We start from the raw sequence: 26359 nt of genomic DNA on the forward strand, positions 1-26359 counted from the left end.
AAAATCGTCAAAGTCGTATGGCTTTGGCGATTTTTTTAATCCCTTTTCTACCAACCGGAACAAAAAGAGACTGGGAAGATATTGATAGAAAAAGCAAATAAGTTATCTGGAAAATAGAAAAGCTGTATGGATAAAATACACAACAGAACTGGAAAAATTTGTTTTCACTGCCAATGAAGCGAAAAATGCATCGTGGTATAATTTTACAGGTTTCGTGAAAAAGCGACATGACAAGGAAGCATGGGAGGGAGAACATTGATTGAGATCAAAAATCTGAAAAAGATTTGGGAAGATGATGGCAGCAGTGTGCTGGAAGGCATCAACCTGAAAATCGAAGATGGTGATATCTATGCACTGGTGGGACGAAGCGGTGCGGGAAAATCTACGCTGCTGCGCTGTATCAACGGTCTGACATCCTATCAGGAAGGAAGTCTGAAAGTGGACGGGTGCGAGGTAAAGGAGCTGAAAGAAAAAGAACTGCGGGAATTCCGAAGACATGTGGGTATGATCTTTCAGCAGTTTTCACTTCTGGAGAGACAGACAGTCTATCAGAATGTGGCGCTTCCCATGCAATGCTGGAAATACAGTAAAGAAGAGATTGATAAAAAGGTTAAGGAGCTGCTGGAACTGGTAGGAATGTCAGATAAGATGAATGCCAGGCCCAGAAACTTAAGCGGCGGGCAGAAACAGAGAGTGGCGATCGCAAGAGCTCTGACCATGGATCCGAAGATCCTTCTCTGTGATGAGGCGACATCGGCGCTTGACCCGAAGACCACCAATTCCATCCTGGAACTTCTGATGGAGATCAATGCCAGGACCGGCATCACGGTGGTGATCGTAACCCATCAGATGGAGGTAGTAAGAAAGGCCTGCAATAAAGCCTGTATCCTGGAAGGCGGTAAGATCGCAGACGAGGGCTCGGTAAGAGAAATCTTCATCAAACAGCCCCGGTCTCTGAGAAGACTTCTGGGAGAAGAGGAGATGAAGCTTCCGGAAACCGGACATAATATCCAGATCGCCCATCTGCTGGGCAGCCTGGAAGACGGCGAACTTTTTGGGAAGATGTCCCGGGATCTGGATTATGTGTTCCCGATACTGGACGGAAAGATCATGGAATACCAGAACGACAACATGGGGATTTTTGTGATCAATGTAGATGATGAACATCTGGATGCGGTTACCGGTTACCTGACACAGAGAAATTATAACTGGCACGAACTGGAAAGTGCCGGGGAAGAGGCTTAAGAGGAAAGGAGAGAATTAGCATGGCATTAAATAACTTTACATTTGCAGAAATCTGTCAGATGATCATTGTTCCGGCGTTTTTTGATACGTTGAAAATGCTGGTGATTTCCGGAGTCCTTTCTACTTTCCTGGGATTCTTTGTGGGAGTGATCCTGATCATTACGGAAAAAGGCGGTCTGTGCGAAAATGTGGTCGTAAACAGGATCCTGGATTTTATCGTGAATACTGTGCGATCCTTCCCGTTTATCATTTTGATGGTATCCATCATCCCGTTTACACGTCTGATCGTGGGGACTTCGATCGGAGATACGGCGGCTCTGGTTCCGCTGACGGTAGCGGTCACGCCGTTTATGGGAAGGATTTTCCAGAACAGCTTTAAGGAAGTAGACCCGGCTTTGATCGAAGCGGCAAAGTCATTTGGCGCCTCCAAAGCGCAGATCGTAGTAAAGGTTATGCTCAAAGAATCTGTGCCGTCCATCATTTCCGGCCTGTGTCTTGCCATCATCAATCTGCTGGGCGCGACGGCTATGGCCGGGGCCGTGGGAGCCGGCGGACTGGGAGCCGTGGCTCTGACCTATGGGTATCAGAACTTTAATCAGGAGATCATGTATTCCATCTGTGTAGTTTTGATCGTCCTGGTTGCGGCCATCCAGTATTTCGGAGACTGGATCTACAAAAAGCTGAAATAAGGAATAAAAATAGAACCATCTATTTTTAGGATATATGTTAAGAATATTTGAAGAAAGGAAACAAAGGATTATGAAAAAGAAAGTGTTGAGCATGTTTTTGGTAATGGCTATGGCGGGAACTCTGCTGGCAGGCTGTGGAGGCGGCTCTGATGACAGCGCTTCCGAGGGCTCCGGGGAGGACGGAGAAAAGACGACTGTAAAGATCGGGATCCGTGCGGATATGGTAGACCAGCTGGAATCCGTGAGAGATGAGATCGAAGAACTGGGATATACGGTAGAGGAGAGCGTATTTGACGACAGTGTACAGCCGGATGTGGCCCTTGCAGAAGGAAGCCTGGATATGAACTGGTATCAGCATGAGCCTTATATGCAGAGCTACAATGAGGAGAACGGTACGGATCTTGTCATGATCGAGCCAAAAACATTCTACCCGTTATTTGCCATGTATTCTGACAAGTGGGATTCTGTAGAGGAAATCCCGGATGGCGCGACCATCGGCCTTTGCAACGATGCCACCAATCAGGCCCGCGGCCTGAACATGCTGGAATCCCAGGGGCTGATCACACTGGATGATTCCGTAGAGTCCCCGACCATGTATGATATTGCAGAAAACCCTCATGACTTCCAGTTTATTGAGGCGGAAATGTCTGTACTTCCGCAGTCTCTCAAAGATGCAGACGCCATCTGTTTAGCAGCAGGTCATATGGTCAATGCCGGACTTCCGGCGGACAATTATCTGTGCCAGTCCGATGACAATGAGACCTATGCAGTGGGATTTGTTGTAAGGGCTGAAGACAAAGACGCCGAGTGGGCAAAAGAGATCGCAGAAGCTGTACAGTGCGACGACCTTGCAGAATATTTTAAGACAGATAAAGCAGGAACACAGATTCCGTGCTGGGAATAGGCGCTGAAAATCATAGATGTGATAAGAAAAGGGCGGCAGTCTGGCTGCCTTTTTCCATGTTGAAAAAGCGAGGAGAAGAGGTTGAAGTGAAATGGAATTGATCAAACTGGAAATGACTCCAAAAGAGCGGGCGCTTGCCTACGCAAGAGGAGAAGAAGTGGACCGGATCCCTACATCTCTTAGCGCTTCAGAGACAGCGCCTCCGCTCTATGGGATCACCATCTGTGATTATTATTTTTCCGCAGACGCCATGGTAGAAGTGGAAACCCGGCTGGCAGAAGACTTTCAGGCGGATAACATGGGGATCGGGCTGGGACTTCGGACGCTGGTGGAGGCGCTTGGGACAGAGCTTGCCTATCCGAAAGAAAGTGTATCCTACATTGTGAAGCCGGCGCTGTCGTCCTTAAAGGATGTGGAAAATATGGAACTGATCAATGTGGAAAAGGACGGACGTTTCCCGCTGATTACGGAAGCCTTTGAGCGTCTGCAGGAGCGGTTTGGAGAGGAGAGGATCTTAGGAAGCGGTCTTGCGGGACCTTTTACGACGGCGGCCAGCCTGTATGGAACAGAAAAATTTTTAAAAGCAACGGTAAAGGATAAAGAAGGAGTGCACAGGCTTTTGCAGTACAGCACGGATTGTGTGGTGAAGTGCTCCCGGGATCTCAACCGGAAGCTGGGGATCAAATTTACCCTTTCCGAGCCCATGGTTTCTAAAAATCTGCTGAGCAAGCGGCAGTTCCTGGAGTTTTTTGTCCCTTATCTCAGACAGTGTGTAGAGAGGATGAATGAATTTCAGGGAGCCACCGGCATTCATATCTGTGGCACTACCCATGACCGGTGGGCGGAAGTGGTGGACGCAGGAGTCAGCAGTTTCTGGGTGGATAACTGCGAGAGTCTGAAAGAATTAAAAGAAGCCTATGGGGAAAGGATCGCGATCAGCGGAAATGTGGTACCGGTAGATGTGCTGCGCAACGGCACGCCGGAAGAAATTGCAAAAAACGTCCGCCAGTGTATTACAGATGCGGCAGACAATCCCTGCGGCTACAATTTATGTCCCGGGTGTACGACGCCGGTGGGAACTTCCAAAGAAAATATGATCGCATTTATGAATGCGGCTGCAATATATGGGAGAGGTGCAAGAAAAGGGCATATGCCAAAAGGAATACGAATGGGGACGGGGGATTTTTAGAAATCCCCCGTCCCCATTGCGGTATATGTCTATTTTCCTTTGATGTCAAACTCCGGGTTGATGGCGTAGAAGTTTTTGCTGTCCAGATGATCCTGTACGATCCTTAAGCTTTCACCAAATCTCTGGTAATGGACGATTTCCCGTTCCCGGAGGAAACGGATGGGATCGCAGATCTCAGGATCTTTGATCAGACGAAGGATGTTGTCATAAGTGGTGCGGGCCTTCTGTTCGGCAGCCATGTCTTCATGGAGATCCGTGATGGGATCCCCTTTGGACTGAAAATAGGTGGCCGTCCAGGGGGTACCGGCGGCCGCCTGGGGCCAGAGGGCCAGCGTGTGATCCACATAGTACTTCTCGAATCCATATTTTTCAATTTCCTCCGGTGTCAGGTCTTTGGTCAGCTGGTAGACGATGGCGCAGATCATCTCTAAGTGGGCCAGCTCCTCGGTGCCGATGTCTGTCAGCGTTCCGGTGACTTCTTTATACGGCATGGTGTATCGCTGGGAAAGGTACCGCATGGATGCGGCCAGTTCGCCGTCAGGGCCACCGAACTGGCTGATGATGACCTGGGCCATCTTAGGATTGGTTCGGGTGATCTTTACCGGGTACTGCAGTCTTTTTTCATAATTCCACATAAATTAGCATCCTCCTTCCTGCCATGGCCACGGTTCGTTGATCCAGCTCCAGCGGTCCGAAGAGGCCGCGGCGGTATCGAGGGTCAGGGGGCCGTAATACTTTGCATATTCTTTTAGGGATTCCACACGCTGTTTTTTCAAGGTGTCAAAATACTGCTGGGCTTCCTGGTGGTGCGGATGAGTATCCAGAAACAATTTGGTATCGTCTGCGGCAAAGCTGACCACATTGATCCAGTTTAACAACTCCCTGCGGCAGGGACGTTTACGCTCTTCCATTGCAGACACCTCCCATTCCCCGGAAAGGTTTATCCAGTTCTTCAAAAATAGTTCCACGCTGGAAGGCTTTCTCGGCTTTGTAGATGTTTCTCCATTCCTGCCAGGGGACATAGGCCATTGCCAGTGACATATCCGCCAGATCGCCATGATCCATGTCAGGGTTACAGATGTTTTCTGTTGGCAGAGGACAGCCGCCGACCTGGGGCATTGCCGGTGGATTTTGGCGCATACATCCGTTCTGACGCATTTGACCAGCTGTATGATATCGATAATTTGGCATCTGCCATGCTCCTTTCAGACAATCTCCGGTTATCCGGATCTTGTTCAGATACACTTTTCAATAATATTGTATGGATATGATGGAAAACTGTGCATATTTTCCGGCCTGTCGGCATATGGTTTCCGGCATTATTCCCTTGGCGGTCATTTCATTGGCAGCGAGGCAGATAAAAATAAGGGATTGACTTGGAAAGAGGCGGGATGCTATACTACGAATGTAAGTAACATAGGGACGTCCGTTACTGACGGATCAGTGGGTTACCACAGGGGAACGGAACGTCTTTGTATCAGCCGACCGTCTGGGCAGCATCTTCAGGGATGCTGCTTTTTTGTTGCCGGATTTCAGGTAAGACGCGCTTGATATGTGTTTTGCCGGGTTTCAAAAAAGCGGTTCCCGGGATGTCACACACAAAGAAGGAGGAAATACAAAAATGGTTACACAGTGGGAAGGGTTTAAGCCGGGAAACTGGCAGGAGACGATTGATGTCAGAGATTTTATCCAGAGGAATTATACCCCCTATACCGGGGATGGATCATTTCTGAAACCGGCGACTGAGCGGACGAAGGGGCTGCTCCATAGGCTGGAGAACCTGCTGGCGCTTGAGCAGGAATTCGGCGGTGTGCTGGACATCGATACCCAGACGGTAACGTCGCTTCTGAACTATAAGCCGGGGTATCTTGATAAGGAGAAGGAGATCATCGTGGGGCTCCAGACGGACCGTCCGCTGAAGCGGGGCGTCAATCCCTTCGGCGGACTTCGCATGACGAGAGAGGCCTGCCGGGCATATGGCTATGAGCTGTCACGGAAGGTAGAGGATGAATTTCAATACCGGACGACCCACAATGACGGTGTGTTCCGCGTATATAATAAGGAAACAAAAGCGGCAAGACACTGCGGGCTGATCACCGGGCTGCCGGACGCCTATGGAAGAGGACGTATTATTGGCGATTACCGGCGGGTAGCCCTTTACGGCATCGACTTTCTGATCGAAGAAAAGCAGAAGGATAAAGACCGTATCAGCATGGAAACGATGGATGTGGACCATATCCGCCAGTTGGAGGAGCTGTACCAGCAGATTAATTTCCTGGGGAAATTAAAGGAGATGGCGGCAATGTACGGCTTTGATATCAGCGGGCCGGCGAAGGACGCTAAAGAGGCAGTGCAGTGGCTGTATTTTGCCTATCTTGGAGCCATCAAAGAGCAGAACGGCGCAGCCATGAGCCTGGGCCGGACCTCCACTTTCCTGGATATCTATTTTGAACGGGATCTGGCAAGAGGAATCCTGACAGAGGAGCAGGCGCAGGAGATCATGGATGATTTTGTTATGAAGCTGCGCATGGCAAGACACCTGCGGACGCCGGAATACAATGAGCTGTTTGCCGGAGATCCCATGTGGATCACTGAATCCATCGGAGGGATGGGAGAGGATGGAAGAACGCTGGTCACGAAGAACAGCTTTCGGATCCTTCACACGCTCTACAACCTGAAGCCTTCTGCGGAGCCAAACCTGACGGTGCTGTGGTCTGCCGGCCTTCCGAAGAATTTTAAAACCTATTGTGCCAAGGTTTCCTGTGATACCGATGCGATCCAATATGAAAATGATGATCTGATGCGGCCGAAATTTGGAGACGACTATGGGATCGCCTGCTGTGTGTCTGCTATGAGGATTGGAAAAGAAATGCAGTTTTTCGGCGCGCGGGCAAATCTTGCGAAACTGCTCCTGATGGCCTTAAACGGAGGAAAGGATGAGAAACAGAACATGCAGGTGGGACCGGAGCATGAGCCTTATCAGGGAGAATACCTGGATTACGATAAAGTAACTAAGCTCCTGAGTATCTATCGGCCGTGGCTTGCAGCTATGTATGCCAATACCATGAACGTGATTCACTACATGCATGACAAATATGCTTATGAAAAAACGCAGATGGCGCTCCATGACACAGAGGTACACCGGTTCATGGCGTTTGGAATCGCAGGTTTAAGCGTCCTTGCAGACTCTCTTTCGGCGATTAAATACGCGAAAGTCAGATGCATCCGTGATGAAGAGACCGGGCTGATCACAGACTATGAGGTGGAGGGAGAGTATCCGGCCTACGGAAATGATGATGATCGGGTAGACAGTATCGCTAAAGAGCAGGTAAAGCTGTTCTTTGAGGAGTTGAAAAAGCAGCAGCTGTACCGGGATGCAGAGCCGACGCTTTCCATCCTGACCATTACTTCTAACGTAGTTTATGGAAAGAAAACCGGGGCAACGCCGGATGGAAGGAAGGCTGGAGAGCCGTTTGCACCCGGAGCGAATCCGATGCATGGGAGGGACAAAAGCGGAGCGTTAGCGTCTTTAAATTCCGTGGCAAAGCTTTCTTATGATGACTGCAAGGACGGGATTTCCAATACCTTCTCTATCGTGCCGCAGGCCATGGGGAAAACGGAGGAAGAGCGGCTTGCCAATCTGACGGCGGTGCTGGATGGCTATTTTGCACAGATGGCGCATCACCTCAATGTAAATGTGCTGAACCGTGAGCTTTTGGTGGATGCATACCATAATCCAGAAAAATATCCGAACCTTACGATCCGGGTGTCCGGATACGCAGTGAATTTCCATAAGCTGACAAAAGAGCAGCAAAAAGAGGTGATTTCCCGTACGTTCCACCAGAGGATGTAAATGTGAAATCTGATTTGGCGGTTGCATTTTACTTTTATATCTGATTAAATATATACGATGGGAGTGTAATCAGATGAGTAAAACCAAACGTGTAAAACGAAAAAGGTCTAACGAAACCATTTATTTTGACTATAGTCTGCTGGCTGTCCTGATCTTTCTGGTCTGCTTCGGGCTGATCATGCTGTACAGCGCCAGCGCCTACAGCGCGCTGGTGCAGCACAATGACAGCATGCACTATTTTAAGAGGCAGATCCTCTTTTGTATCGTGGGCTTTATCGGTATGTATGTGGTTTCCAGAATCGATTATCATTACTATATTAAATGGGCCCGGGGAATTTACTTCGTGGCGGTCGTACTGATGGCGCTGGTGCAGACGCCGCTGGGTATCGAGGTAAACGGAGCAAAGCGCTGGATCCAGCTGCCGTTCGGACAGCAGCTGCAGCCGGCGGAGATTACTAAGATCGCCGTGATCCTGTTTATTCCAGTGCTGATCTGCCAGCTGGGAAGAGAAATACGTACGCTGAAGGGTATGGGGCAGGTGTTTTTATGGGGTCTGGTGGCGGCAGGATGTGTATTTATCCTGACGGAGAATCTAAGTACCGCTGTCATCGTCATGGGAATTACCTGTGTAATGATCTTTGTGGTCCATCCCCAGACCAGACCTTTTATAGCGGCTGCCGGTGCGGGACTGGTGCTGATCCTGGTCGGGGTACAGATCCTGGATGCAATGCTTTCTACGAGCGGGAATTTTAGACTCAGGCGTATTCTGGTCTGGCTGAATCCGGAAGAATATGCTTCAGAAGGCGGATATCAGGTTATGCAGGGGCTTTATGCTATCGGCTCCGGAGGTTTTTTTGGGAAAGGACTGGGAAACAGTGCGCAGAAAATGGTCATTCCTGAAGTGCAGAACGATATGATTCTTTCTATTATATGTGAGGAACTGGGAGTGTTCGGCGCCATTATCGTGTTGGTCCTGTTCGGGCTTCTTTTATTCCGGCTGATGTTTATTGCCCAAAATGCCCCGGATGTTTACAGTTCGCTGGTAGTGACGGGAATCTTTACCCATATCGCCTTGCAGGTATTGTTAAATGTAATGGTAGTGATCAACCTGATCCCCACCACTGGAATCACGCTGCCGTTCATTAGTTACGGAGGGACGTCGATCCTGTTTCTGATGGCGGAAATGGGAATTGCGCTTGGGATATCGGCGAAGATTAAGATTAAAGAATAAAAGCCTTTTCAATCCGGCATAATTATGTTATGATTAAAAATGTAGTATTCAAAACTACATATAATAGAAGTGGAAGACATGCTGTGAATTGTGAATAATTGCGTGCCGGGAGGTTGAAAATGAGTTATAAGATTATTGTGGACAGCTGCGGAGAACTGACAGAGGAAATGAAGGCATCGGGACATTTTGAAACTGCTTCTCTGCAGATAGACGTGGCAGGCCATCATATTATTGATGATGAGACCTTTGATCAGAAGAAGTTTTTAAAGCTGGTGGCAGAGTCTCCGGAATGTCCAAAATCATCCTGCCCGTCGCCGGAAAGATATATGGAAGGATATCACTGTGAAGAGGATAGAGTTTACGCCGTTACTCTCTCGGCGGAATTGAGCGGTTCTTATAACAGTGCTGTCCTTGGAAAAGAATTGTATCATGAAGAATATGGGGAAAAGGATATCTATGTATTTAATTCGCGCTCGGCATCAGTGGGAGAAACTCTGATCGCCATGAAAATCCGGGAGTGTGAGGAAAAGGGCATGGCATTTGAAAAGGTCGTTGAGACGGTGGAAGCCTATATCCGGGAGCAGGACACCTATTTTGTACTGGAGACACTGGATATCCTGAGAAAGAACGGACGGCTGACGGGTGTGAAGGCGGTGGTTGCCACTGTTTTAAACATTAAGCCGGTTATGGGTGCGACAGAAGCGGGAACGATCTGCCAGCTGGGCCAGGCAAGGGGAATAAAGAAGGCGCTGGTGAAGCTGGTAGATGAGGTGGTGAAAAATTTAAAGAACCCAAAAGAAAAGGTGCTGGCAATATCTCACTGCAACTGCCGGAAACGGGCGGAATATGTGTGTGATATGCTGAAAGCAAAGGCACAGTTTAAGGATGTGGTTATTTTGGACACAGCCGGAATCAGCAGTATGTATGCGGCAGACGGAGGCGTAATAGTGGTTGTATAATTCCTGGGATTGTGGTAAAATACACTTCAGATGTAAACCAGAAGGAGTTAAGTGACATGAGCCAGGAAAAGGTAGATAAATATAAGAAAGAAAAAGCAGACCGCAAGAAAAATATCAAAAAGCAGAAGCTGCAGAATGTGGCACGTAAGTGTGTGGTGGGGGTTATCGGTATCGTGCTGATCGGGTGGATCGGATACTCCGCATACGACACATATCAGTCGAATCGGCCGGTAGACGAGGTTCAGATCGATTATACGGCTATGGATGAGCTGCCTCAGGAACTTGCAGCTGCACAGGAAGCGGATGCGGCCGCAGCAGAGTAAAAATGCGAAAAGTCAACTGTCGTACGGAAACGTACGGCAGTTTTTGATTGGGGACGTACACCTTTGCAAAAGGTGTACGTCCCCAATCGCGTTTGCCGGTGTCCCCAATCGTCAAATCCCCTGTCCCCAAAAGCAACTATTTCACAAAAAGGGGTTGAAATCAGAGAAAAAGTAGTTTACAATGGGGTCAAGTGGTAGAAAGTGGTTGAAAGTGGAGCTAAGTGGTAGAAAAGTGGTAGCCACTTGGGAGAAGGTGAAGTTCTATGTTGAAAGGAGAGTACAGTCATAATATTGACACGAAAGGGAGACTTATCATTCCTGCGAAGTTTCGTGACGATTTAGGGGAGCATTTCGTCATCACCAAGGGAATGGAGAACTGCCTGTATGTATATCCGGAAGACGAATGGGCCACCTTCGAAGCAAAACTGAACGCCTTACCGACCACCACCGACAAAAAAGCACGTGCATTTGCGTACTTCTTTCAAGGCGCAGCAACTGACGGAGACCTTGATAAACAAGGCAGAACACTCATCCCTGCAAACCTGAGAGAATTTGCACAGCTGGATAAGGAAGTTGTGTTTATCGGTATGGGGAAGCGTGCCGAGATCTGGGACAAGCAGAGATGGATCGAAAAGAATACTGAAGTGGAAGAGAACATTGAAGATATTGCATCGGATATGGAAGCCAGCGGATTCAGTATCTAAGAGGGAGAAGATATGGGATTCGAACACAAATCAGTATTGCTTGAAGAAACGATCAATGGACTTAATATCAGGCCGGACGGCACTTATGTGGACGGAACGCTTGGTGGAGGCGGACATGCTTATGAGATAGCAAGACGCCTCAGTGACAAGGGGAGTATTATAGGAATAGACCAGGACGCGGCAGCCATCGAGGCTGCAGGCATCCGCTTAAAAGACTTCGGGGAGAAGGTCACGATAGTCAGGAGCAACTATTGTGAAATGAAGTCGCGGCTCCATGAATTGGGAATTGACAAGGTCGATGGAATCATCCTTGATCTGGGCGTATCATCCTATCAGTTAGATACGGCAGAACGTGGATTTTCCTATCGCGAAGATGCACCTCTGGATATGCGGATGGATACACGTCAGACTATGACGGCCAGGGACATCGTCAATGACTACAGTGAAATGGAGCTTTACCGTGTGATCCGGGACTACGGGGAGGATAAGTTTGCGAAAAATATCGCCAAACATATCGTGGCGGCACGCGGTAGGGCAGCCATAGAGACCACGGGACAGTTGACACAGATCATCCGGGAATCTATCCCGATGAAGTACCAGAAAATGTCCGGGCATCCTGCAAAACGGACATTTCAGGCGATCCGTATCGAACTAAACAGGGAATTGGATGTGTTGAGAGATTCTCTGGACGATATGATTGATCTTCTGAAACCGGGCGGAAGGCTGTGTATTATCACCTTCCATTCGTTGGAGGACCGGATTGTCAAAAGTGCGTTTCGAAAGAATGAAAATCCATGTACATGCCCGCCGGATTTCCCGGTGTGCGTATGCGGAAATGTATCAAAAGGGAAAGTGATCACCAAAAAACCGATCCTTCCCAGTAAAGAAGAGCAGGAGTATAACAGCCGTTCAAAAAGCGCAAAGCTTCGGATTTTTGAACGGGCATAGATGTAATTTTTGAAAGGGGCACGTATTCATGGCAGCAAGGCGGTCATACAGCAGAACAAATACCAGATATGCACAGACAAGAAATACGGACAGAAGTGTGTCCGGAATGTACGTATATGGAAATACAGTGACAAAGCCGGCATATGAGCCGGACCGTGAGAACGTGCGTCCGCAGCGGCCCAAAAGAAGGGCGAGCAGCCAGGTCCGCAGAAACAGAAAACAAGCCATGCACATGAATCCCGCCTATGTGATTTTTCTAACCGTGGCAGCCATTGCAGCACTGGTGATCTGTATTAACTATATCCAGCTGCAGTCGACCATCACGGAACATTCTAAAAAAATCACTTCCATGCAGGAGGAGCTTGCACAGCTGAAGGAAGAAAACACTACAAGAGAAAATGCGGTGCTGGATTCCGTAAATCTGGACGAGATCCGGGATAAGGCTCAGAACGAGCTTGGAATGGTATATGCTTCACAGGATCAGATCATCAACTATGAAGATCCTGCGGCAGACTATGTGAAACAATATGAAGACATTCCGGAAAGCGGAGTTTTGGCACAGTCGGACAACAATGCAGGATAGGTGAATCTATGGCAAAACAGACAAAAACTTTCTTTCGGAAAAAATTTTCCAAAAATATGCAGAAAAAGCTAGTACTGCTCTTCGTGGCAATCATACTAGCTTTTGTTTTCTTAATTGGAAGAATTACATATATCAATGCGGCAAATGGTGAGGATTATACGAGGATCGTACTGGACCAGCAGCAGTATGACAGCCGGACGATCCCCTTTAAACGGGGAGACATCGTGGACCGTAACGGTACAAAGATGGCTACCAGCGAACGGGTCTACAACGTGATTTTGGATGTCAAAGTGATGACCAGCGATGAAGACAGTATTGAACCAACGATCCAGGTCCTGAAGGACTGCTTCGAGATAGATGAGGAAGAGGTCAGAGACCTGATCGAGGAAAGTCCATCCAGCCGTTATAATATCCTGAAAAAAGGAGTAGATTACGAGACATATAAAAAATTTGAGGCTATTGATGAGGATGATGAGAATTATCCGGATGTAGCAGGAATCTGGCTGGAAGAAGATTATGTGAGAACATATCCCTATAACACACTGGCCAGCGACGTGATCGGCTTTACGGTAGACGGAAATGTGGGAAGCAACGGTATTGAAGCCTCCTATAATAATATCCTGAATGGAACAGACGGAAGAGAATATGGGTATCTGGATGAGACATCTACCGTAGAAAGGACCGTAAAAGAGGCGGTGAACGGAGATACAGTGGTGTCCACTATTGACCTGCAGGTGCAAAGCATCGTGGAAAAACACATCCTGGAATTTAACGAGCAGCATAAAAACGAGGCGTCTGCGGGAGAAGGAAGCAAGAATACCGCAGTCATCGTTATGAATCCTCAGAACGGAGAGATCCTGGCGGAGGCCTCTTATCCGAATTATGATCTGAACCAGCCCCGGGATCTGACGAAGTATTATACTCAGGAAACGATAGATGCTATGTCGGACGAAGAACAGCTGGAGACTTTAAACAGCCTTTGGAACAATTTCTGTGTCAGCGACACCTATGAACCGGGATCCACATTTAAGCCATTTACAATTGCGGCCGGGCTGGAAACCGGGATCCTGACAGGGGATGAGACCTATTATTGCGGCGGTGTACTGCATGTGGGGGATCATGATATCCACTGTAGTAACCGGGACGGACACGGAACCCAGACGCTGAAGCAGGCACTGGAAAATTCCTGTAATGTAGCGCTGATGGAGATCGGCGAGGCTCTGGGGGCAGAAGAGTTCTGCCGGTACCAGGAACTGTTCGGGTTCGGAGAATATACAGGGATCGACCTTCCGGGTGAAGGAGAGACCTCGGGACTGTTGTATACGCCGGAGAATATGGATGCGGCCAGTCTGGCTACCAATGCGTTCGGCCAGAACTTTAATGTGACCATGACGCAGCTTGCGGCATCTTTTTGTTCCTTGATCAACGGGGGAAATTATTATGAACCCCATGTGGTAAAACAGATTCAGGATGAAAACGGAAACGTGACAGAGAATATTGATCCGGTGCTGGTAAAGAAAACCATTTCCGAAGAAACCAGCGAAGTGATCAAAGATTACATGCTGGGTGTTGTACAGGAAGGGACAGGATCTTCCGCCGCGGTAGAAGGCTACGATATCGGAGGAAAGACCGGTACGGCAGAGAAGCTTCCCCGTGGAAACGGGAAATATCTGGTATCATTCATTGGATATGCACCTCAGGAGAATCCGGAGGTTGTGGTTTATGTGGTGGTTGATGAGCCCAATGTGGCGGCGCAGGCATCCAGTTCCTATGCGACAGAGCTGGCGTCGGGGATCATGTCAGAAATCTTCCCGTATCTGGGGATTACCAAATCGTCAGAGACGGCAGACACGCAGACGAATTAACAGAATAACCCTGCAAAATCCGTAATAAGTTATAGAAACGGCTTTTGCGGGGTTATTTTTATGCGAAATAAAACCTACAACAAACGGAAGATATTGATCGTATTTTTGTTTGCGGTACTGATCATTGCAGGGCTGATCGGACGTCTGGTCTATCTGATGGTCTTTGAAGCTCCATATTATCAGGAACAGGCCGAGGAGCTTCATGAAAGGGAGCGGGATATCAAGGCGGCCAGAGGGGAGATCCTGGACGTGAATGGAACTGTGCTGGCCACAAACCGCACCGTGTGTACCATCTCTGTGATCCACAGCCAGATCACGGATCCGGAGCGGGTGATCCGGGAACTTTCCAGGCTTTTGGAGCTGGATGAGGGAAGTGTCCGGAAAAAGGTGGAAAAGGTATCCTCTATGGAGCGGATCCAGACAAATGTAGATAAAGAAATCGGGGATCAGATCCGTTCTCTGGGGCTTGACGGAGTAAAAGTGGACGAAGATTATAAACGGTATTATCCTTACGATGAGCTGGCTTCCAAGGTGCTTGGATTTACCGGCGGGGACAATCAGGGGATCATCGGGCTGGAAGTCATGTACGAAGAATACCTGAAAGGGATCAACGGCAAGATCCTTACCACCACCGACGCCAGAGGGATCGAGCTCTCCCAGGTGGCAGAAGACCGGATCGAACCTGTGGCGGGAAACACGCTCCAGATCAGCCTGGATTATAATATCCAGACCTATGCCCAGCAGATGGCGGAGAAGGTAATGGAAGAAAAGAAGGCGGAAAAAGTAGCGATTCTGATGATGGATCCCGGAAATGGAGAAATCCTTGCCATGGTCAATGTGCCGGAATTTAATTTAAATGATCCGTTTACATTGAATACGGAGGACGGAGGTGCGGCGCTGTCTGACGAAGAAAAGCAGGAAGCTTTAAATCAGATGTGGCGGAACGGCAGTATCAATGATACCTATGAACCAGGATCCACCTTTAAGATCATTACGGCTTCAGCCTGCCTGGAGGAGGGGGTGGTGGATTTGGACGATACCTTCCAGTGTCCGGGATACCGGGTGGTAGAAGACAGAAAAATCCGCTGCCACAAGGTAGGCGGACACGGGGCCGAAACCTTCGTGGAAGGGATCAGGAATTCCTGCAATCCGGTATTTATTGATATTGGGCTCCGGCTTGGGACGGACCGGTTCTTTGACTATTTTCAGCAGTTCGGGCTGATGGATCAGACCGGAGTGGATCTTCCGGGAGAGGCAGGGACTATCATGCATAAAAAGGAAAATGTAGGACTGGTTGAGCTTGCAACCATGAGCTTTGGGCAGTCCTTCCAGATCGCCCCCATCCAGCTGGCGGCTACCGTAAGCTCTCTGATCAACGGGGGAGAGCGGGTGACGCCTCATCTGGGAGTGCGAATTCTGGATGGAGAAGGAAAGAAGGTGAAAGAGTTTTCCTATGGGTCCGGAGGGCGGATCGTTTCAGAAGAGACTTCTGCGCAGATGCGTACTTTGCTGGAGGGCGTAGTGGCAGAAGGCTCCGGGAAAAATGCCTATGTGGAGGGCTACCGGATCGGCGGGAAAACGGCCACCTCTCAGACACTGCCCCGCAGTGCGAATAAATATATCTCGTCTTTTGTCGGATTTGCGCCTGCGGACGACCCGCAGATCCTTGCTATATGCGTGATCTATGATCCTCAGGGGATTTATTATGGAGGAACGATTGCCGCACCTGTGATCGGGGACATCTTCCGGAACACATTCCCCTATCTTGGCATTGAAAAACAGTAGAAAATGAAGTATACTATGTAAGGTTAAAAAGAGAATTAACGGAGAAGATAAAGAGGTGGATTATGGATTATACGATATTTATGCCGGTACTGATCTCATTTGCATTAAGTGTTGTGATGGGACCGGTGATTATTCCGATTCTTAGAAAACTGAAGATGGGGCAGACAGAGCGCGAAGACGGCGTGCAGTCTCATTTGAAAAAGGCCGGGACTCCCACCATGGGAGGCGTGATCATCCTGCTTGCGGTGGTGATCACATCTGTGTTTTATATTCCCGCCTATCCAAAGATCATCCCGATCTTATTTGTCACACTGGGCTTTGGTCTGATCGGATTTCTGGATGATTATCTGAAGGTAGTAATGAAGCGCTCTGACGGACTTTATCCCAAGCAGAAAATGGCCCTTCAGATTGTTGTGACAGCAATCTTTGCGTTTTATCTGGTGAAATTTACGGATGTTTCTCTGGCAATGCTGATTCCGTTTTCCGGAGGACAGTACTTAAATATCGGCTGGCTTGCTATTCCGCTTTTGTTCTTTGCAGTGATCGGAACGGTTAACGGTGTTAACTTTACCGATGGGCTTGACGGACTGGCTTCCAGCGTGACAGTGCTGGTGGCTACCTTCTTTACGGTGGTGGCAGTGGGGACGGAAAGCGGGATCTCCCCGATCACCTGTGCGGTGGTGGGAGCGCTGTTAGGCTTCCTGTTATTCAATGTATATCCTGCCAGTGTGTTTATGGGAGACACGGGGTCCCTGGCACTGGGAGGGTTTGTGGCTTCCACGGCTTATATGCTGCAGATGCCTATTTTTATCATTATCGTAGGGCTGATTTATCTGGTAGAAGTATTGTCTGTCATCATTCAGGTCACATATTTTAAGAAAACCGGCGGAAAAAGAATTTTTAAAATGGCGCCGATACATCATCATTTTGAATTATGTGGATGGTCAGAGACAAGGGTGGTCGCTGTATTTTCAATTATCACCGCACTTCTGTGCCTGATCGCACTGATGGCAATGTAGGAGGAACAGGTCAATGGATGTAAAGGGGAAAAATGTACTGGTGTTTGGCGCGGGGATCAGCGGGATCGGCGCTGCCGGACTCCTGGAAACACATGGCGCTTCGGTGATTCTTTATGATGGGAATCAGAAGTTAAAAGAAGAGAGCTTACAAGAAAAACTGGGGAAAGGAAGTAAAGTCAGGGTAGTGATAGGAGAGCTTCCCCGCGAAACTCTGGATACGCTGGATATGGCGGTTTTAAGTCCCGGAGTGCCTACAGATCTTCCGATCGTGCAGGAAATGAAAAAGACAGGGGTCTCCATTATCGGTGAGATTGAGCTGGCATATCAGTTTGGAAAGGGAGACGTGCTTGCCATCACCGGGACCAACGGAAAGACCACAACCACCTCTTTGCTTGGCGAGATCATGAAAAATGCCAGAGAAGAAGTTTATGTGGTGGGAAATATCGGTAACCCTTATACGAAAGTAGCGGGAGAGATGACAGATCAGGCTGTCACGGTAGCAGAGGTTTCCAGCTTTCAGCTGGAGACAATTTGTGAATTCCGGCCAAAGGTGAGCGCAATCCTGAATATCACGCCGGATCATCTGAATCGGCATCATACCATGGAAGCTTATATCCAGGCAAAGAAAAATGTGGCAAAGAATCAGACAGAGGAAGACTACTGCATTCTAAATTATGAGGACAAGGTTACAAGAGAATTTGGAAAGAATATAAGAGCGAAGGTTCTATATTTCAGCAGTCAGCGTAAACTAGAAGAAGGGATCTGGCTTGAGAATGGAGGCCTGTTCCTGAGCTTTGGCGGAAATGAGGAGCTGATCTGCCATACCGACGAGCTGAAGATCCTGGGAACGCATAATTTTGAAAATGTGATGGCGGCTGCAGGCATGGCGTATGTCTATGGCGTGCCGATGGAGATAATCCGGGATACGGTGAAGTCTTTTGGCGGTGTGGAACACCGGATCGAATATGTAACGGAAAAGAACGGTGTGGCATACTATAATGATTCCAAAGGAACCAATCCGGATGCGGCGATCAAAGGAATCCAGGCAATGAAGCGTCCAACGGTTCTGATTGGAGGCGGATACGACAAGGATTCTGAGTATACGGAATGGATCGAAAGCTTTGAGGGGAAAGTGAAAAAGCTGATCCTCCTTGGCGAGACGAAGGAAAAGATTGCAAAAGACGCTGAAAAGTGCGGGTTTACAGACTATCTGTTTGCGGAAAGCTTTGAAGATGCCGTACATCTTGCGGTGGCGCAGGCGGTTCCGGGAGACGCGGTTCTTTTGTCCCCGGCATGTGCAAGCTGGGATATGTTTCCAAGCTATGAGGTACGAGGAGATAAGTTTAAAGAGATCGTAAATTCCTTATAAGGAGAAGCATAGATTGAGCGAACCGGAAAAAAGGAAATATGATGTGACAATGATGGCGGCATTATGTATGTTGGTGCTGGCAGGGCTTCTGATCCTCTATAGTACCAGCGCATATAACGGTCAGATCAAGTTTCAGGATCCCTTTTATTATCTGAAGAAGCAGCTGTTTGCCACGGCTCTTGGAGCTGCGGGGATGTATGCGGCGGCCCGGATCGATTATCATTTGTGGCGGCATGTGGCAGTGCTTGGGTATCTGGCGGCGGTCCTCTTGTCAATAGCGGTGTTGTTTGTAGGAGATGAATACAATGGGTCCAAAAGATGGCTGTCTTTGGGCCCTCTTTCTTTTCAGCCCTCAGAGTTTGCAAAAGTGGCAGTGATCCTCTTTCTCGCCCATGTGATCACGAGAAATATCCAGGAAATGGGAAAAATGCGGACCCTTCTCAAGATTATGGCCATGATCCTTCCCATCGTGGGCCTGGTAGGCGCAAGCAACCTGAGTACCGCGATCATCATTCTGGGGATTGCGGTCGTGCTGGTATTTGTGGCCAGCCCCAAGTATGGACAGTTTGTGGTCATGGGACTGCTGGGAATGGGATTTATGGGAGTTTTTCTGGCCCTTGAGAGCTATCGCCTGGAGCGGATCGCTATCTGGAGAAATCCGGAAGACTATGAGAAAGGTTACCAGACGCTTCAGGGGCTTTATGCCATCGGTTCCGGGGGACTGTTCGGCAGAGGACTGGGAGAAAGTGTACAGAAGCTGGGATTCGTGCCGGAGGCCCAGAATGATATGATATTTTCCATTATCTGCGAAGAGCTGGGACTCTTTGGCGCCGGGATCATTCTTCTTTTGTTCCTGATCCTGATCTGGCGGTTTTACGTGACTGCCTCCCGGGCGGAGGATCTGTTCGGCGCACTGATCGCATCCGGAGCCATGGCGCATATGATGATCCAGGTGATCTTAAATATTTCTGTTGTGACCAACACAATACCGAATACGGGAATTACACTGCCTTTTGTCAGCTACGGCGGTACTTCCGTGGTATTTCTGCTGATAGAAATGGGGCTTGTATTCAGTGTGTCATCTTTGGTAAAATAGAAAAAACAGATTTTGGAGTAAATAATTGATTTTTAAGGGGAGTATTACATATGGGAAAAAAAGGAACAAAACGGAAGTCGCATCGGCTGTATGCCTTTGTGGTGCTTCTGCTCGCCGCGGCCATCCTGGCTTTGGGCGTGCTGATTCTTTTCTATGTACAGGAAATTGAAGTGGACGGAAACGAATACTGTACGGACCAGCAGATCGTTGATACAGTAAAGAATGATAAGTATTCGATCAATACGCTGTATATACTGGCTAAATATGCAGTGGGAAAAGGCGAATCCCTGCCTTGCCTGGACAGTATCAAGGTCAGCCTGAAGGCGCCGTGGGCGCTGAAAGTAAAGGTGGAAGAAAAACCCATTGTCGGTTATGTGGAAAATGAGGATCATTATGCATACTTCGATCAGGAGGGAATGGTGGTGTCTGAATCCACGGCGTTGATCGAGGGGCTTCCGTGTATTGAGGGAATCAGCATGAAAGATATAAAGCTTTACGGGCAGCTGGAAAGTGAGGACAGTAAAATTTTCCAGGAAATCCTGGAAGCATCCCAGGAGGTGGTAAAGTACGAGTTGAACGTGGACCGGATCGTATGTAAGGGAGATGAGATTTATCTATATATTGGAAAAGTATACGTAAACCTGGGAAACAAGGTGTCTTCCAGCCAGGTGGCACAGGTGCCGCCGATTCTTGAGAAACTGGGGGATCAGGAAGGAACCCTGCATCTGGAAAATTATTCGGAGTCGAGCGGTACGATTACCTTTGATATTGGAGAAATTCCGCAATAAAAAAAAGAAAAATGGGGAAATTCTATTGATATTTTATACAAAAGTCTATATTATATAGTATATATGGCAAAGTGAACAATTTCCTTGCCTATATATGGGATGTATAATATATATAATAAGGATAACAAAGGAGGAGAAACCCTTGCTAGAGATTAAGACAAACGAATCAGAAGCGGCGGCAAAAATTATTGTTGTTGGAGTCGGCGGCGGTGGAAATAACGCAGTAAACCGCATGATCGACGAACAGATTGCCGGCGTTGAATTTATTGCTATTAATACAGATAAACAGGCACTGCAGTTATGTAAAGCTCCGACACTGATGCAGATCGGTGATAAGATCACAAAAGGACTGGGAGCCGGCGCAAGACCAGAGATCGGAGAAAAGGCGGCAGAAGAAAGTGCGGAGGAGATATCCGCGGCACTGAAAGGTGCGGACATGGTATTTGTAACCTGCGGTATGGGAGGCGGAACCGGAACAGGTGCCACACCAGTAGTTGCCCGGATTGCGAAAGAGCAGGGTGCACTGACAGTCGGAGTAGTGACAAAGCCCTTTAGTTTTGAGTCCAAGATCCGCATGAACAATGCACTGGCAGGAATTGAAAAATTAAAAGAAAGCGTTGACACCTTGATTGTTATCCCGAATAATAAGCTTTTGGAAGTTGTAGACAGACGTACCACCATGCCGGAGGCGCTTAAGAAGGCTGACGAAGTGCTTCAGCAGGGTATCCAGGGTATTACCGACCTGATCAATGTACCGTCTCTGATCAACCTGGACTTTGCAGACGTACAGACTGTCATGACAGACAAGGGAATTGCACATATCGGTATCGGACAGGGACGCGGCGACGACAAGGCACTGGAAGCAGTAAAACAGGCTGTTGCAAGTCCGCTGCTTGAGACCACGATTGCAGGTGCATCTCACGTGATCATCAATGTATCCGGTGACATCACCCTGATGGATGCTTCCGATGCGGCTGAGTATGTTCAGGAGCTTGCAGGAGAAGAGGCGAGCATCATCTTCGGTGCGATGTATGATGACTCCAGGGCTGACGAAGCTACGATCACTGTTATTGCTACAGGACTTCATAATGTAGAGGGAAGTGCTTCTAAATTAAAGTCAAGACTGGAGAATCCAAGGATGGCCACTGCGGGACGCACAACAACACATACAGCTTCGCATACGGCATCACATGCACAGAGCTTTGAAAGACCGCGCGCAGCGTCCGCGGCGCCACAGAGCAGTTCATCCAGGCTGGATCTTGGTATGGCTCCTACAAAAAATGGCGGAACAGCTGGTGTAAAGAGACCGGCAGGCGGCACAGTGCCTACTCTGGAAACACCGAAAACTCCTACCAGCAAGGTGAAGGAGCAGTCCATCAAGATTCCGGATTTCTTTAAAAAATAATTGATATTACATCTTATGTCAGGCGTACGTTTATAGTACGCCTGATTCTTTCTTTTTCATATTTTTTCAGATTCAATTTCCAAATACAAAACTTAAAAATCTTTCTAATGAACGATGTTCGTGTCGAAAAAAAGTGGAATCTTGCTCCACCGTCTGACAAATTCTTTATGCCCCAATCCGTATAATAGAACTTGCCTCTGGAACCGGACGGCTCCAGGAAAGGAAAGAAGGTGAACTGTGTATTATGAATTATACATAGATTTATTTTTCGCGGAGAATTTTATGATGGATTCCCTTCTGCTCCTGTTTGCCGCCAGGATTTCGAAGCGCCAGGTGAAAAGGAAGAGGATTTTTCTGGGGGCAGCGGCCGGATCCCTTCTGACCTGTCTGGTCATAGCGCTTCCTATACCGTCCGCGGCGCTTAAAATGATACTTTTCCATGGATTTGTAAATGTTTTTATGTTGAAAGCGGGACTTGGCGTGAACTGGGGAAGGGACCTTGTGTATGCGTGGATACTCCTGTATGTCAGTGGATTTCTGCTGGGAGGCGCAATGATGGTTTTCCGCCCTTATATACAAAGTCTGAGCCTGTTTTTCCTGCTGGCTGTCGGGAGCTATTACCTGCTCCTTAAGGTGTGGGAGCTGATCACTGCGTTTTCCCGGCAAAAGGGCTTTCAGTGTACGGTACTGGTCTCCTGCAAGGGGCGCACGCTGAAGCTTCAGGCGCTCATCGACAGTGGGAACAGCCTGAGAGACGCACAGTCCGGAAAACCGGTCCATATCGTCGGCAGGCAGGCCATCCGGGGACTGTGGAAGGATGAGCCGGTTACAGGACTTAGGTATGTGAGTTATCACTCTGTAGGCAGGGAAAACGGCATAATGCCCCTTCTGGAGCTTGACCGGATGAAGATTCTGAGACGGCGGGGGAATGAGACGGAAACGATAACAATTGATCGCCCGCTGGTGGCCGTCTGTGAGGAGGAAAAGGTCACGGAACAGTACGACATAATTTTAAATCTAGATATCTGAATGGGAGGACTGAAATTTGATGATCAAAGTAGCTGTACCACATCGTTTTAAACTGAAAGTAGTGCCGGATTTCCGCACATTCTTCTTTCCTGACAGAAGAGAGATCCATTATATCGGCGGAGCGGATATCCTTCCGGCGCCCCTTGATCTTGAGGAAGAGGCAAAAGCCATAGCAGATCTGGGATCCGAGAGAGATGAGCAGGCCAGAAAGCTTCTGATCGAGCATAATCTCCGGCTGGTGGTATATATCGCGAAAAAGTTTGACAATACCGGCGTGGGAGTGGAGGATCTGATCTCGATCGGCACCATCGGGCTTATCAAAGCGATCAATACATTTAATCCGCAGAAAAATATCAAACTTGCCACGTATGCATCCCGGTGTATTGAAAATGAGATCCTCATGTATCTGAGGAGAAACAATAAGACCAGGCTGGAGGTGTCCATCGATGAGCCTTTGAATGTGGACTGGGACGGCAATGAACTGCTCCTGTCAGATATCCTGGGGACGGAAGAAGACACGATCTACAAAGACCTGGAAAATGAAGCAGAGCGAAAGCTTCTGAACCGGGCGATCGGCCGGCTGTCCGGAAGAGAGCGGGCGATCATAAAGATGCGTTTCGGACTCGGCACGCCGGACGGAGAGGAAAAGACCCAGAAAGAGGTGGCAGACATGCTGGGGATTTCCCAGTCCTACATATCCAGACTGGAAAAGAAGATTATGAAAAGACTGAAAAAAGAGATGGTGAAATATTCATAGCCTGGCCCGTCAAATCATGCTACAATAAAAAGAAAAAGGGGTTGGAGCGTATGAAACTTACCTGTATCGGCGCGGCCCATGAAGTGACGGGAAGCTGCCACCTTCTGGAGGCCTGCGGTAAACATATTCTGATCGACTGCGGAATGGAGCAGGGACCGGATCTTTATGAAAACCAGGAACTGTCGGTGGCGCCGGGAGAGATTGATTTTATCCTGCTGACCCATGCGCACATCGATCACTCCGGAAATATCCCGCTTTTATGCAAACATGGGTTTAAGGGGGATATCGTGACCACCTTTGCCACTGCGGATCTTTGCAGCATCATGCTCCGTGACAGTGCTCACATCCAGGTGTCAGAGGCACAGTGGAGAAACCGGAAGGCGAGGAGAAGCGGAGAAGCCCTGTATGAGCCTTTGTATGATATGCAGGATGCAGATGCGGCGGTAAATCTTCTGGCCCCCTGTGATTATGATCAGAAGATCACGCTGTGCGAGGGAATAGAGGTCCGCTTCAATGATATCGGCCATCTTCTGGGCTCCGCCAGCATTGAGGTGTGGGTCACAGAAGGAGAAGTGTCAAAAAAGATCGTATTTTCCGGAGACGTAGGCAATACAGATCAGCCGATCCTGAAAGATCCAAAGCCGGTGAAGGAGGCGGACTACGTGGTCATTGAGTCTACATACGGAGACCGTACCCACGGGGATGAGCGGCCGGATTATGTGAAGGAATTTACCAGGATCCTGAGAGAGACCTTTGACCGGGGAGGCAATGTGGTGATCCCCTCCTTTGCGGTGGGGAGAACCCAGGAACTTCTTTATTTTATCCGAGAGATCAAAGAAAAGGATCTGCTTCCGGAATATCCGGGATTTGAGGTATACGTGGATAGTCCGCTGGCGATCGAGGCCACCAGTGTATTCAATAAAAATGTCCGCTCCTGTTTTGACAAAGAAGCGCTTGCCCTGATTGAACAGGGGATCAACCCTCTGGTTTTCCCGGGACTTAAGACTACAATTACCAGCGAGGAGTCTAAGCTGATCAACTTTGATGAAAAGCCCAAAGTCATTCTGTCTGCTTCCGGTATGTGTGAGGCGGGCCGGATCCGCCATCATCTGAAGCACAATCTCTGGCGGCCGGAATGTACCGTCTGCTTTGTAGGATATCAGGCTGTGGGGACGCTGGGCAGAAAGCTGATAGAAGGCGCCGGGAGCGTGAAGCTGTTCGGTGAAAATATCACAGTAAACGCGAAGATCGAGGTCCTGAACGGGATCAGCGGCCATGCGGATATGAACGGACTGATCCGGTGGCTGGAGGGCTTCGAAACAGACCTGGAACGGGTGATCGTGGTACATGGAGAGGACACGGTTACAGATTCTTTTGCAAGCCTGGTGGAAGACAAGATCGGCTGTCCGGCCTTTGCGCCTTATTCCGGAGGCTGTGTGGATCTGGCGGCAAACCAGATCATAAGCGAAGGTGTAAAGATGCCGAAAAAGGCTGTGGAGAAGCCGGCCAGAAGCCGGGCTCAGGCGGCTTTCGAACGGGTGGTGGCCGCTGCCAAACGTCTGCTTGAAGTGGTATACAAAAATGAAGGTCTGGCAAACAAAGAACTGGCAAAATTTGAAAGTCAGATCCAGAATCTGGCTGACAAATGGGATCGCTGACAGACAGAGGACGGATAGTAGAAAAAACCCGATTTGTCAAGGACTAAAAGTTTTTTTATTTGAGATGAAAAAAGAATAACCAGAAGCCATATGGAGAATCATTTTACTAGATAGCATACATTTATCTGGCAGGAGGTTCTTAGAATATGGCACAGGGAAAAGTAGAGATCTGCGGGGTGAATACGGCGAAGCTTCCGGTTCTCGGCGAAAAAGAAAAGGAAGAGTTGTTTGCACGTATCAAGAAAGGGGACGAGCAGGCAAAGGAAGAATATATCAAAGGCAATCTCCGGCTGGTCTTAAGTGTGATCAAGAGATTCGGCGCAAGCAATGAGAATCCGGATGATCTGTTTCAGATCGGCTGTATCGGGCTTATAAAGGCTGTCAATAATTTCAATACAGAGCTGGATGTGAAATTTTCCACCTATGCGGTGCCGATGATCATCGGAGAAATCCGCCGGTATATGCGGGATAATAATTCCATCCGTGTCAGCAGGTCTCTGCGTGATACTGCTTATAAAGCGATTTACGCAAAGGAAAATTATGTAAAGCGTAATCTGAAGGAGCCTACGGTCCAGGAGATCGCGGATGAGATCGGGATATCCAAGGAAGACATCGTATTTGCCCTGGATGCAATACAGGTTCCCATGAGTCTGCAGGAACCGGTTTATAATGACGGCGGAGATGCCCTCTATGTAATGGATCAGTTAAGCGACAGCAAAAACAGAGAAGATAAGTGGGTAGAGGATCTGTCGTTAGAGGCGGCCATGGATCATCTGAGTGAAAGAGAGCGGTATATCATCCGTTTGAGATTCTTTGAAGGAAAGACACAGATGGAGGTGGCTGAGGATATCGGTATTTCCCAGGCCCAGGTCAGCCGGCTTGAGAAACATGCCCTGCGTGTAATGCGTCAGTATTTAAGCTGACAGATGTTTTTTTGAGTTTTAGCCGGCCGGGACTTGC

The 26359-nt window shown here is 48.5% G+C and carries 25 protein-coding genes and 1 riboswitch; of the genes, 22 read left to right on the forward strand and 3 right to left on the reverse strand.

Features of this window, described 5'->3' with window-relative positions; all coding sequences use genetic code 11:
- Nucleotides 1-255 precede the first annotated feature (255 nt).
- The 4 genes from BKD12_RS13245 to BKD12_RS13260 all read left to right on the forward strand — a co-directional run bounded on the left by BKD12_RS13245 (nt 256) and on the right by BKD12_RS13260 (nt 4027).
- On the forward strand, nt 256-1245 hold the full coding sequence (locus BKD12_RS13245) for a methionine ABC transporter ATP-binding protein (RefSeq protein WP_070089822.1): 990 nt from the start codon (nt 256-258) through the stop codon (nt 1243-1245).
- Between the two features lie 20 nt (nt 1246-1265).
- Nucleotides 1266-1934 carry a methionine ABC transporter permease gene (locus tag BKD12_RS13250; RefSeq protein WP_070089823.1) on the forward strand — a complete coding sequence of 223 codons (669 nt, stop codon included), beginning with the start codon at nt 1266-1268 and terminating at the stop codon, nt 1932-1934.
- Nucleotides 1935-2004: 70 nt separating this feature from the next.
- Nucleotides 2005-2838, forward strand: a complete 834-nt coding sequence (locus BKD12_RS13255) for a MetQ/NlpA family ABC transporter substrate-binding protein (RefSeq protein WP_070089824.1) — start codon at nt 2005-2007, stop codon at nt 2836-2838.
- 91 nt (nt 2839-2929) lie between these two features.
- Nucleotides 2930-4027, forward strand: a complete 1098-nt coding sequence (locus BKD12_RS13260; RefSeq protein ID WP_070089825.1) for a uroporphyrinogen decarboxylase family protein — start codon at nt 2930-2932, stop codon at nt 4025-4027.
- Between the two features lie 29 nt (nt 4028-4056).
- Here BKD12_RS13260 and BKD12_RS13265 read toward each other — a convergent pair whose 3' ends face one another.
- Genes BKD12_RS13265 through BKD12_RS13275 form a run of 3 tightly spaced genes read right to left on the reverse strand, consistent with a single transcriptional unit; the run spans nt 4057 to nt 5218 of the window.
- Nucleotides 4057-4662, reverse strand: a complete 606-nt coding sequence (locus tag BKD12_RS13265) for a manganese catalase family protein (protein WP_070089826.1) — start codon at nt 4660-4662, stop codon at nt 4057-4059.
- Nucleotides 4663-4665: 3 nt separating this feature from the next.
- The gene (locus BKD12_RS13270; RefSeq protein ID WP_070089827.1) at nt 4666-4938 is read right to left on the reverse strand and encodes a spore coat protein CotJB; all 273 of its coding nucleotides are present in this window, start codon (nt 4936-4938) and stop codon (nt 4666-4668) included.
- The gene (locus BKD12_RS13275; RefSeq protein ID WP_070089828.1) at nt 4925-5218 is read right to left on the reverse strand and encodes a spore coat associated protein CotJA; all 294 of its coding nucleotides are present in this window, start codon (nt 5216-5218) and stop codon (nt 4925-4927) included. The genes BKD12_RS13270 and BKD12_RS13275 overlap by 14 nt, the downstream gene beginning before the upstream one ends.
- Nucleotides 5219-5445: 227 nt before the next feature.
- A riboswitch (ZMP/ZTP riboswitch) is annotated at nt 5446-5529 on the forward strand.
- A gap of 119 nt (nt 5530-5648) precedes the next feature.
- Between BKD12_RS13275 and pflB the strand changes: the two genes are divergently transcribed.
- The 18 genes from pflB (at nt 5649) to sigG (ending at nt 26322) form a co-directional block, all read left to right on the forward strand.
- On the forward strand, nt 5649-7880 hold the full coding sequence (gene pflB / locus BKD12_RS13280) for a formate C-acetyltransferase (RefSeq protein ID WP_070089829.1): 2232 nt from the start codon (nt 5649-5651) through the stop codon (nt 7878-7880).
- A 73-nt stretch (nt 7881-7953) separates the two neighbouring features.
- Complete coding sequence (locus BKD12_RS13285; RefSeq protein ID WP_070089830.1) at nt 7954-9111, forward strand: FtsW/RodA/SpoVE family cell cycle protein; 1158 nt, start codon at nt 7954-7956, stop codon at nt 9109-9111.
- A 119-nt stretch (nt 9112-9230) separates the two neighbouring features.
- Entirely contained in the window at nt 9231-10070 is an 840-nt protein-coding gene (locus tag BKD12_RS13290; protein ID WP_070089831.1) for a DegV family protein, read from the forward strand.
- Nucleotides 10071-10126: 56 nt separating this feature from the next.
- Entirely contained in the window at nt 10127-10393 is a 267-nt protein-coding gene (locus tag BKD12_RS13295) for a hypothetical protein (RefSeq protein ID WP_070089832.1), read from the forward strand.
- A 263-nt stretch (nt 10394-10656) separates the two neighbouring features.
- Nucleotides 10657-11097, forward strand: a complete 441-nt coding sequence (mraZ, locus tag BKD12_RS13300; protein ID WP_070089833.1) for a division/cell wall cluster transcriptional repressor MraZ — start codon at nt 10657-10659, stop codon at nt 11095-11097.
- Nucleotides 11098-11109: 12 nt separating this feature from the next.
- Nucleotides 11110-12045 carry a 16S rRNA (cytosine(1402)-N(4))-methyltransferase RsmH gene (rsmH, locus tag BKD12_RS13305; RefSeq protein ID WP_070089834.1) on the forward strand — a complete coding sequence of 312 codons (936 nt, stop codon included), beginning with the start codon at nt 11110-11112 and terminating at the stop codon, nt 12043-12045.
- A 28-nt stretch (nt 12046-12073) separates the two neighbouring features.
- The gene (locus BKD12_RS13310; RefSeq protein ID WP_070089835.1) at nt 12074-12628 is read left to right on the forward strand and encodes a hypothetical protein; all 555 of its coding nucleotides are present in this window, start codon (nt 12074-12076) and stop codon (nt 12626-12628) included.
- 8 nt (nt 12629-12636) lie between these two features.
- Nucleotides 12637-14493 (forward strand): peptidoglycan D,D-transpeptidase FtsI family protein, encoded by a 1857-nt coding sequence (locus tag BKD12_RS13315; RefSeq protein ID WP_070089836.1) that lies wholly within the window; start codon nt 12637-12639, stop codon nt 14491-14493.
- 60 nt (nt 14494-14553) lie between these two features.
- Nucleotides 14554-16278, forward strand: a complete 1725-nt coding sequence (locus BKD12_RS13320) for a peptidoglycan D,D-transpeptidase FtsI family protein (RefSeq protein WP_070089837.1) — start codon at nt 14554-14556, stop codon at nt 16276-16278.
- 62 nt (nt 16279-16340) lie between these two features.
- Nucleotides 16341-17297 (forward strand): phospho-N-acetylmuramoyl-pentapeptide-transferase, encoded by a 957-nt coding sequence (mraY, locus tag BKD12_RS13325; RefSeq protein ID WP_070089838.1) that lies wholly within the window; start codon nt 16341-16343, stop codon nt 17295-17297.
- 13 nt (nt 17298-17310) lie between these two features.
- The gene (murD, locus tag BKD12_RS13330) at nt 17311-18666 is read left to right on the forward strand and encodes a UDP-N-acetylmuramoyl-L-alanine--D-glutamate ligase (RefSeq protein WP_070089839.1); all 1356 of its coding nucleotides are present in this window, start codon (nt 17311-17313) and stop codon (nt 18664-18666) included.
- 49 nt (nt 18667-18715) lie between these two features.
- Nucleotides 18716-19762, forward strand: coding sequence for an FtsW/RodA/SpoVE family cell cycle protein (locus BKD12_RS13335; RefSeq protein ID WP_070089891.1), 1047 nt, complete (start codon nt 18716-18718; stop codon nt 19760-19762).
- Between the two features lie 50 nt (nt 19763-19812).
- The gene (locus BKD12_RS13340; protein ID WP_070089840.1) at nt 19813-20550 is read left to right on the forward strand and encodes a cell division protein FtsQ/DivIB; all 738 of its coding nucleotides are present in this window, start codon (nt 19813-19815) and stop codon (nt 20548-20550) included.
- Between the two features lie 142 nt (nt 20551-20692).
- Nucleotides 20693-21955 (forward strand): cell division protein FtsZ, encoded by a 1263-nt coding sequence (gene ftsZ, locus BKD12_RS13345; protein ID WP_070089841.1) that lies wholly within the window; start codon nt 20693-20695, stop codon nt 21953-21955.
- Nucleotides 21956-22192: 237 nt separating this feature from the next.
- Nucleotides 22193-22984 carry a sigma-E processing peptidase SpoIIGA gene (locus tag BKD12_RS13350; RefSeq protein ID WP_070089842.1) on the forward strand — a complete coding sequence of 264 codons (792 nt, stop codon included), beginning with the start codon at nt 22193-22195 and terminating at the stop codon, nt 22982-22984.
- Nucleotides 22985-23000: 16 nt separating this feature from the next.
- Nucleotides 23001-23741 carry an RNA polymerase sporulation sigma factor SigE gene (sigE, locus tag BKD12_RS13355; RefSeq protein ID WP_070089843.1) on the forward strand — a complete coding sequence of 247 codons (741 nt, stop codon included), beginning with the start codon at nt 23001-23003 and terminating at the stop codon, nt 23739-23741.
- Nucleotides 23742-23791: 50 nt separating this feature from the next.
- The gene (locus tag BKD12_RS13360) at nt 23792-25399 is read left to right on the forward strand and encodes an MBL fold metallo-hydrolase (RefSeq protein WP_070089844.1); all 1608 of its coding nucleotides are present in this window, start codon (nt 23792-23794) and stop codon (nt 25397-25399) included.
- 146 nt (nt 25400-25545) lie between these two features.
- The gene (gene sigG, locus BKD12_RS13365; RefSeq protein WP_070089845.1) at nt 25546-26322 is read left to right on the forward strand and encodes an RNA polymerase sporulation sigma factor SigG; all 777 of its coding nucleotides are present in this window, start codon (nt 25546-25548) and stop codon (nt 26320-26322) included.
- Nucleotides 26323-26359 lie beyond the last annotated feature (37 nt).

The sequence above is a fragment of the Merdimonas faecis genome (assembly GCF_001754075.1).
GTDB lineage: Bacteria > Bacillota > Clostridia > Lachnospirales > Lachnospiraceae > Merdimonas > Merdimonas faecis.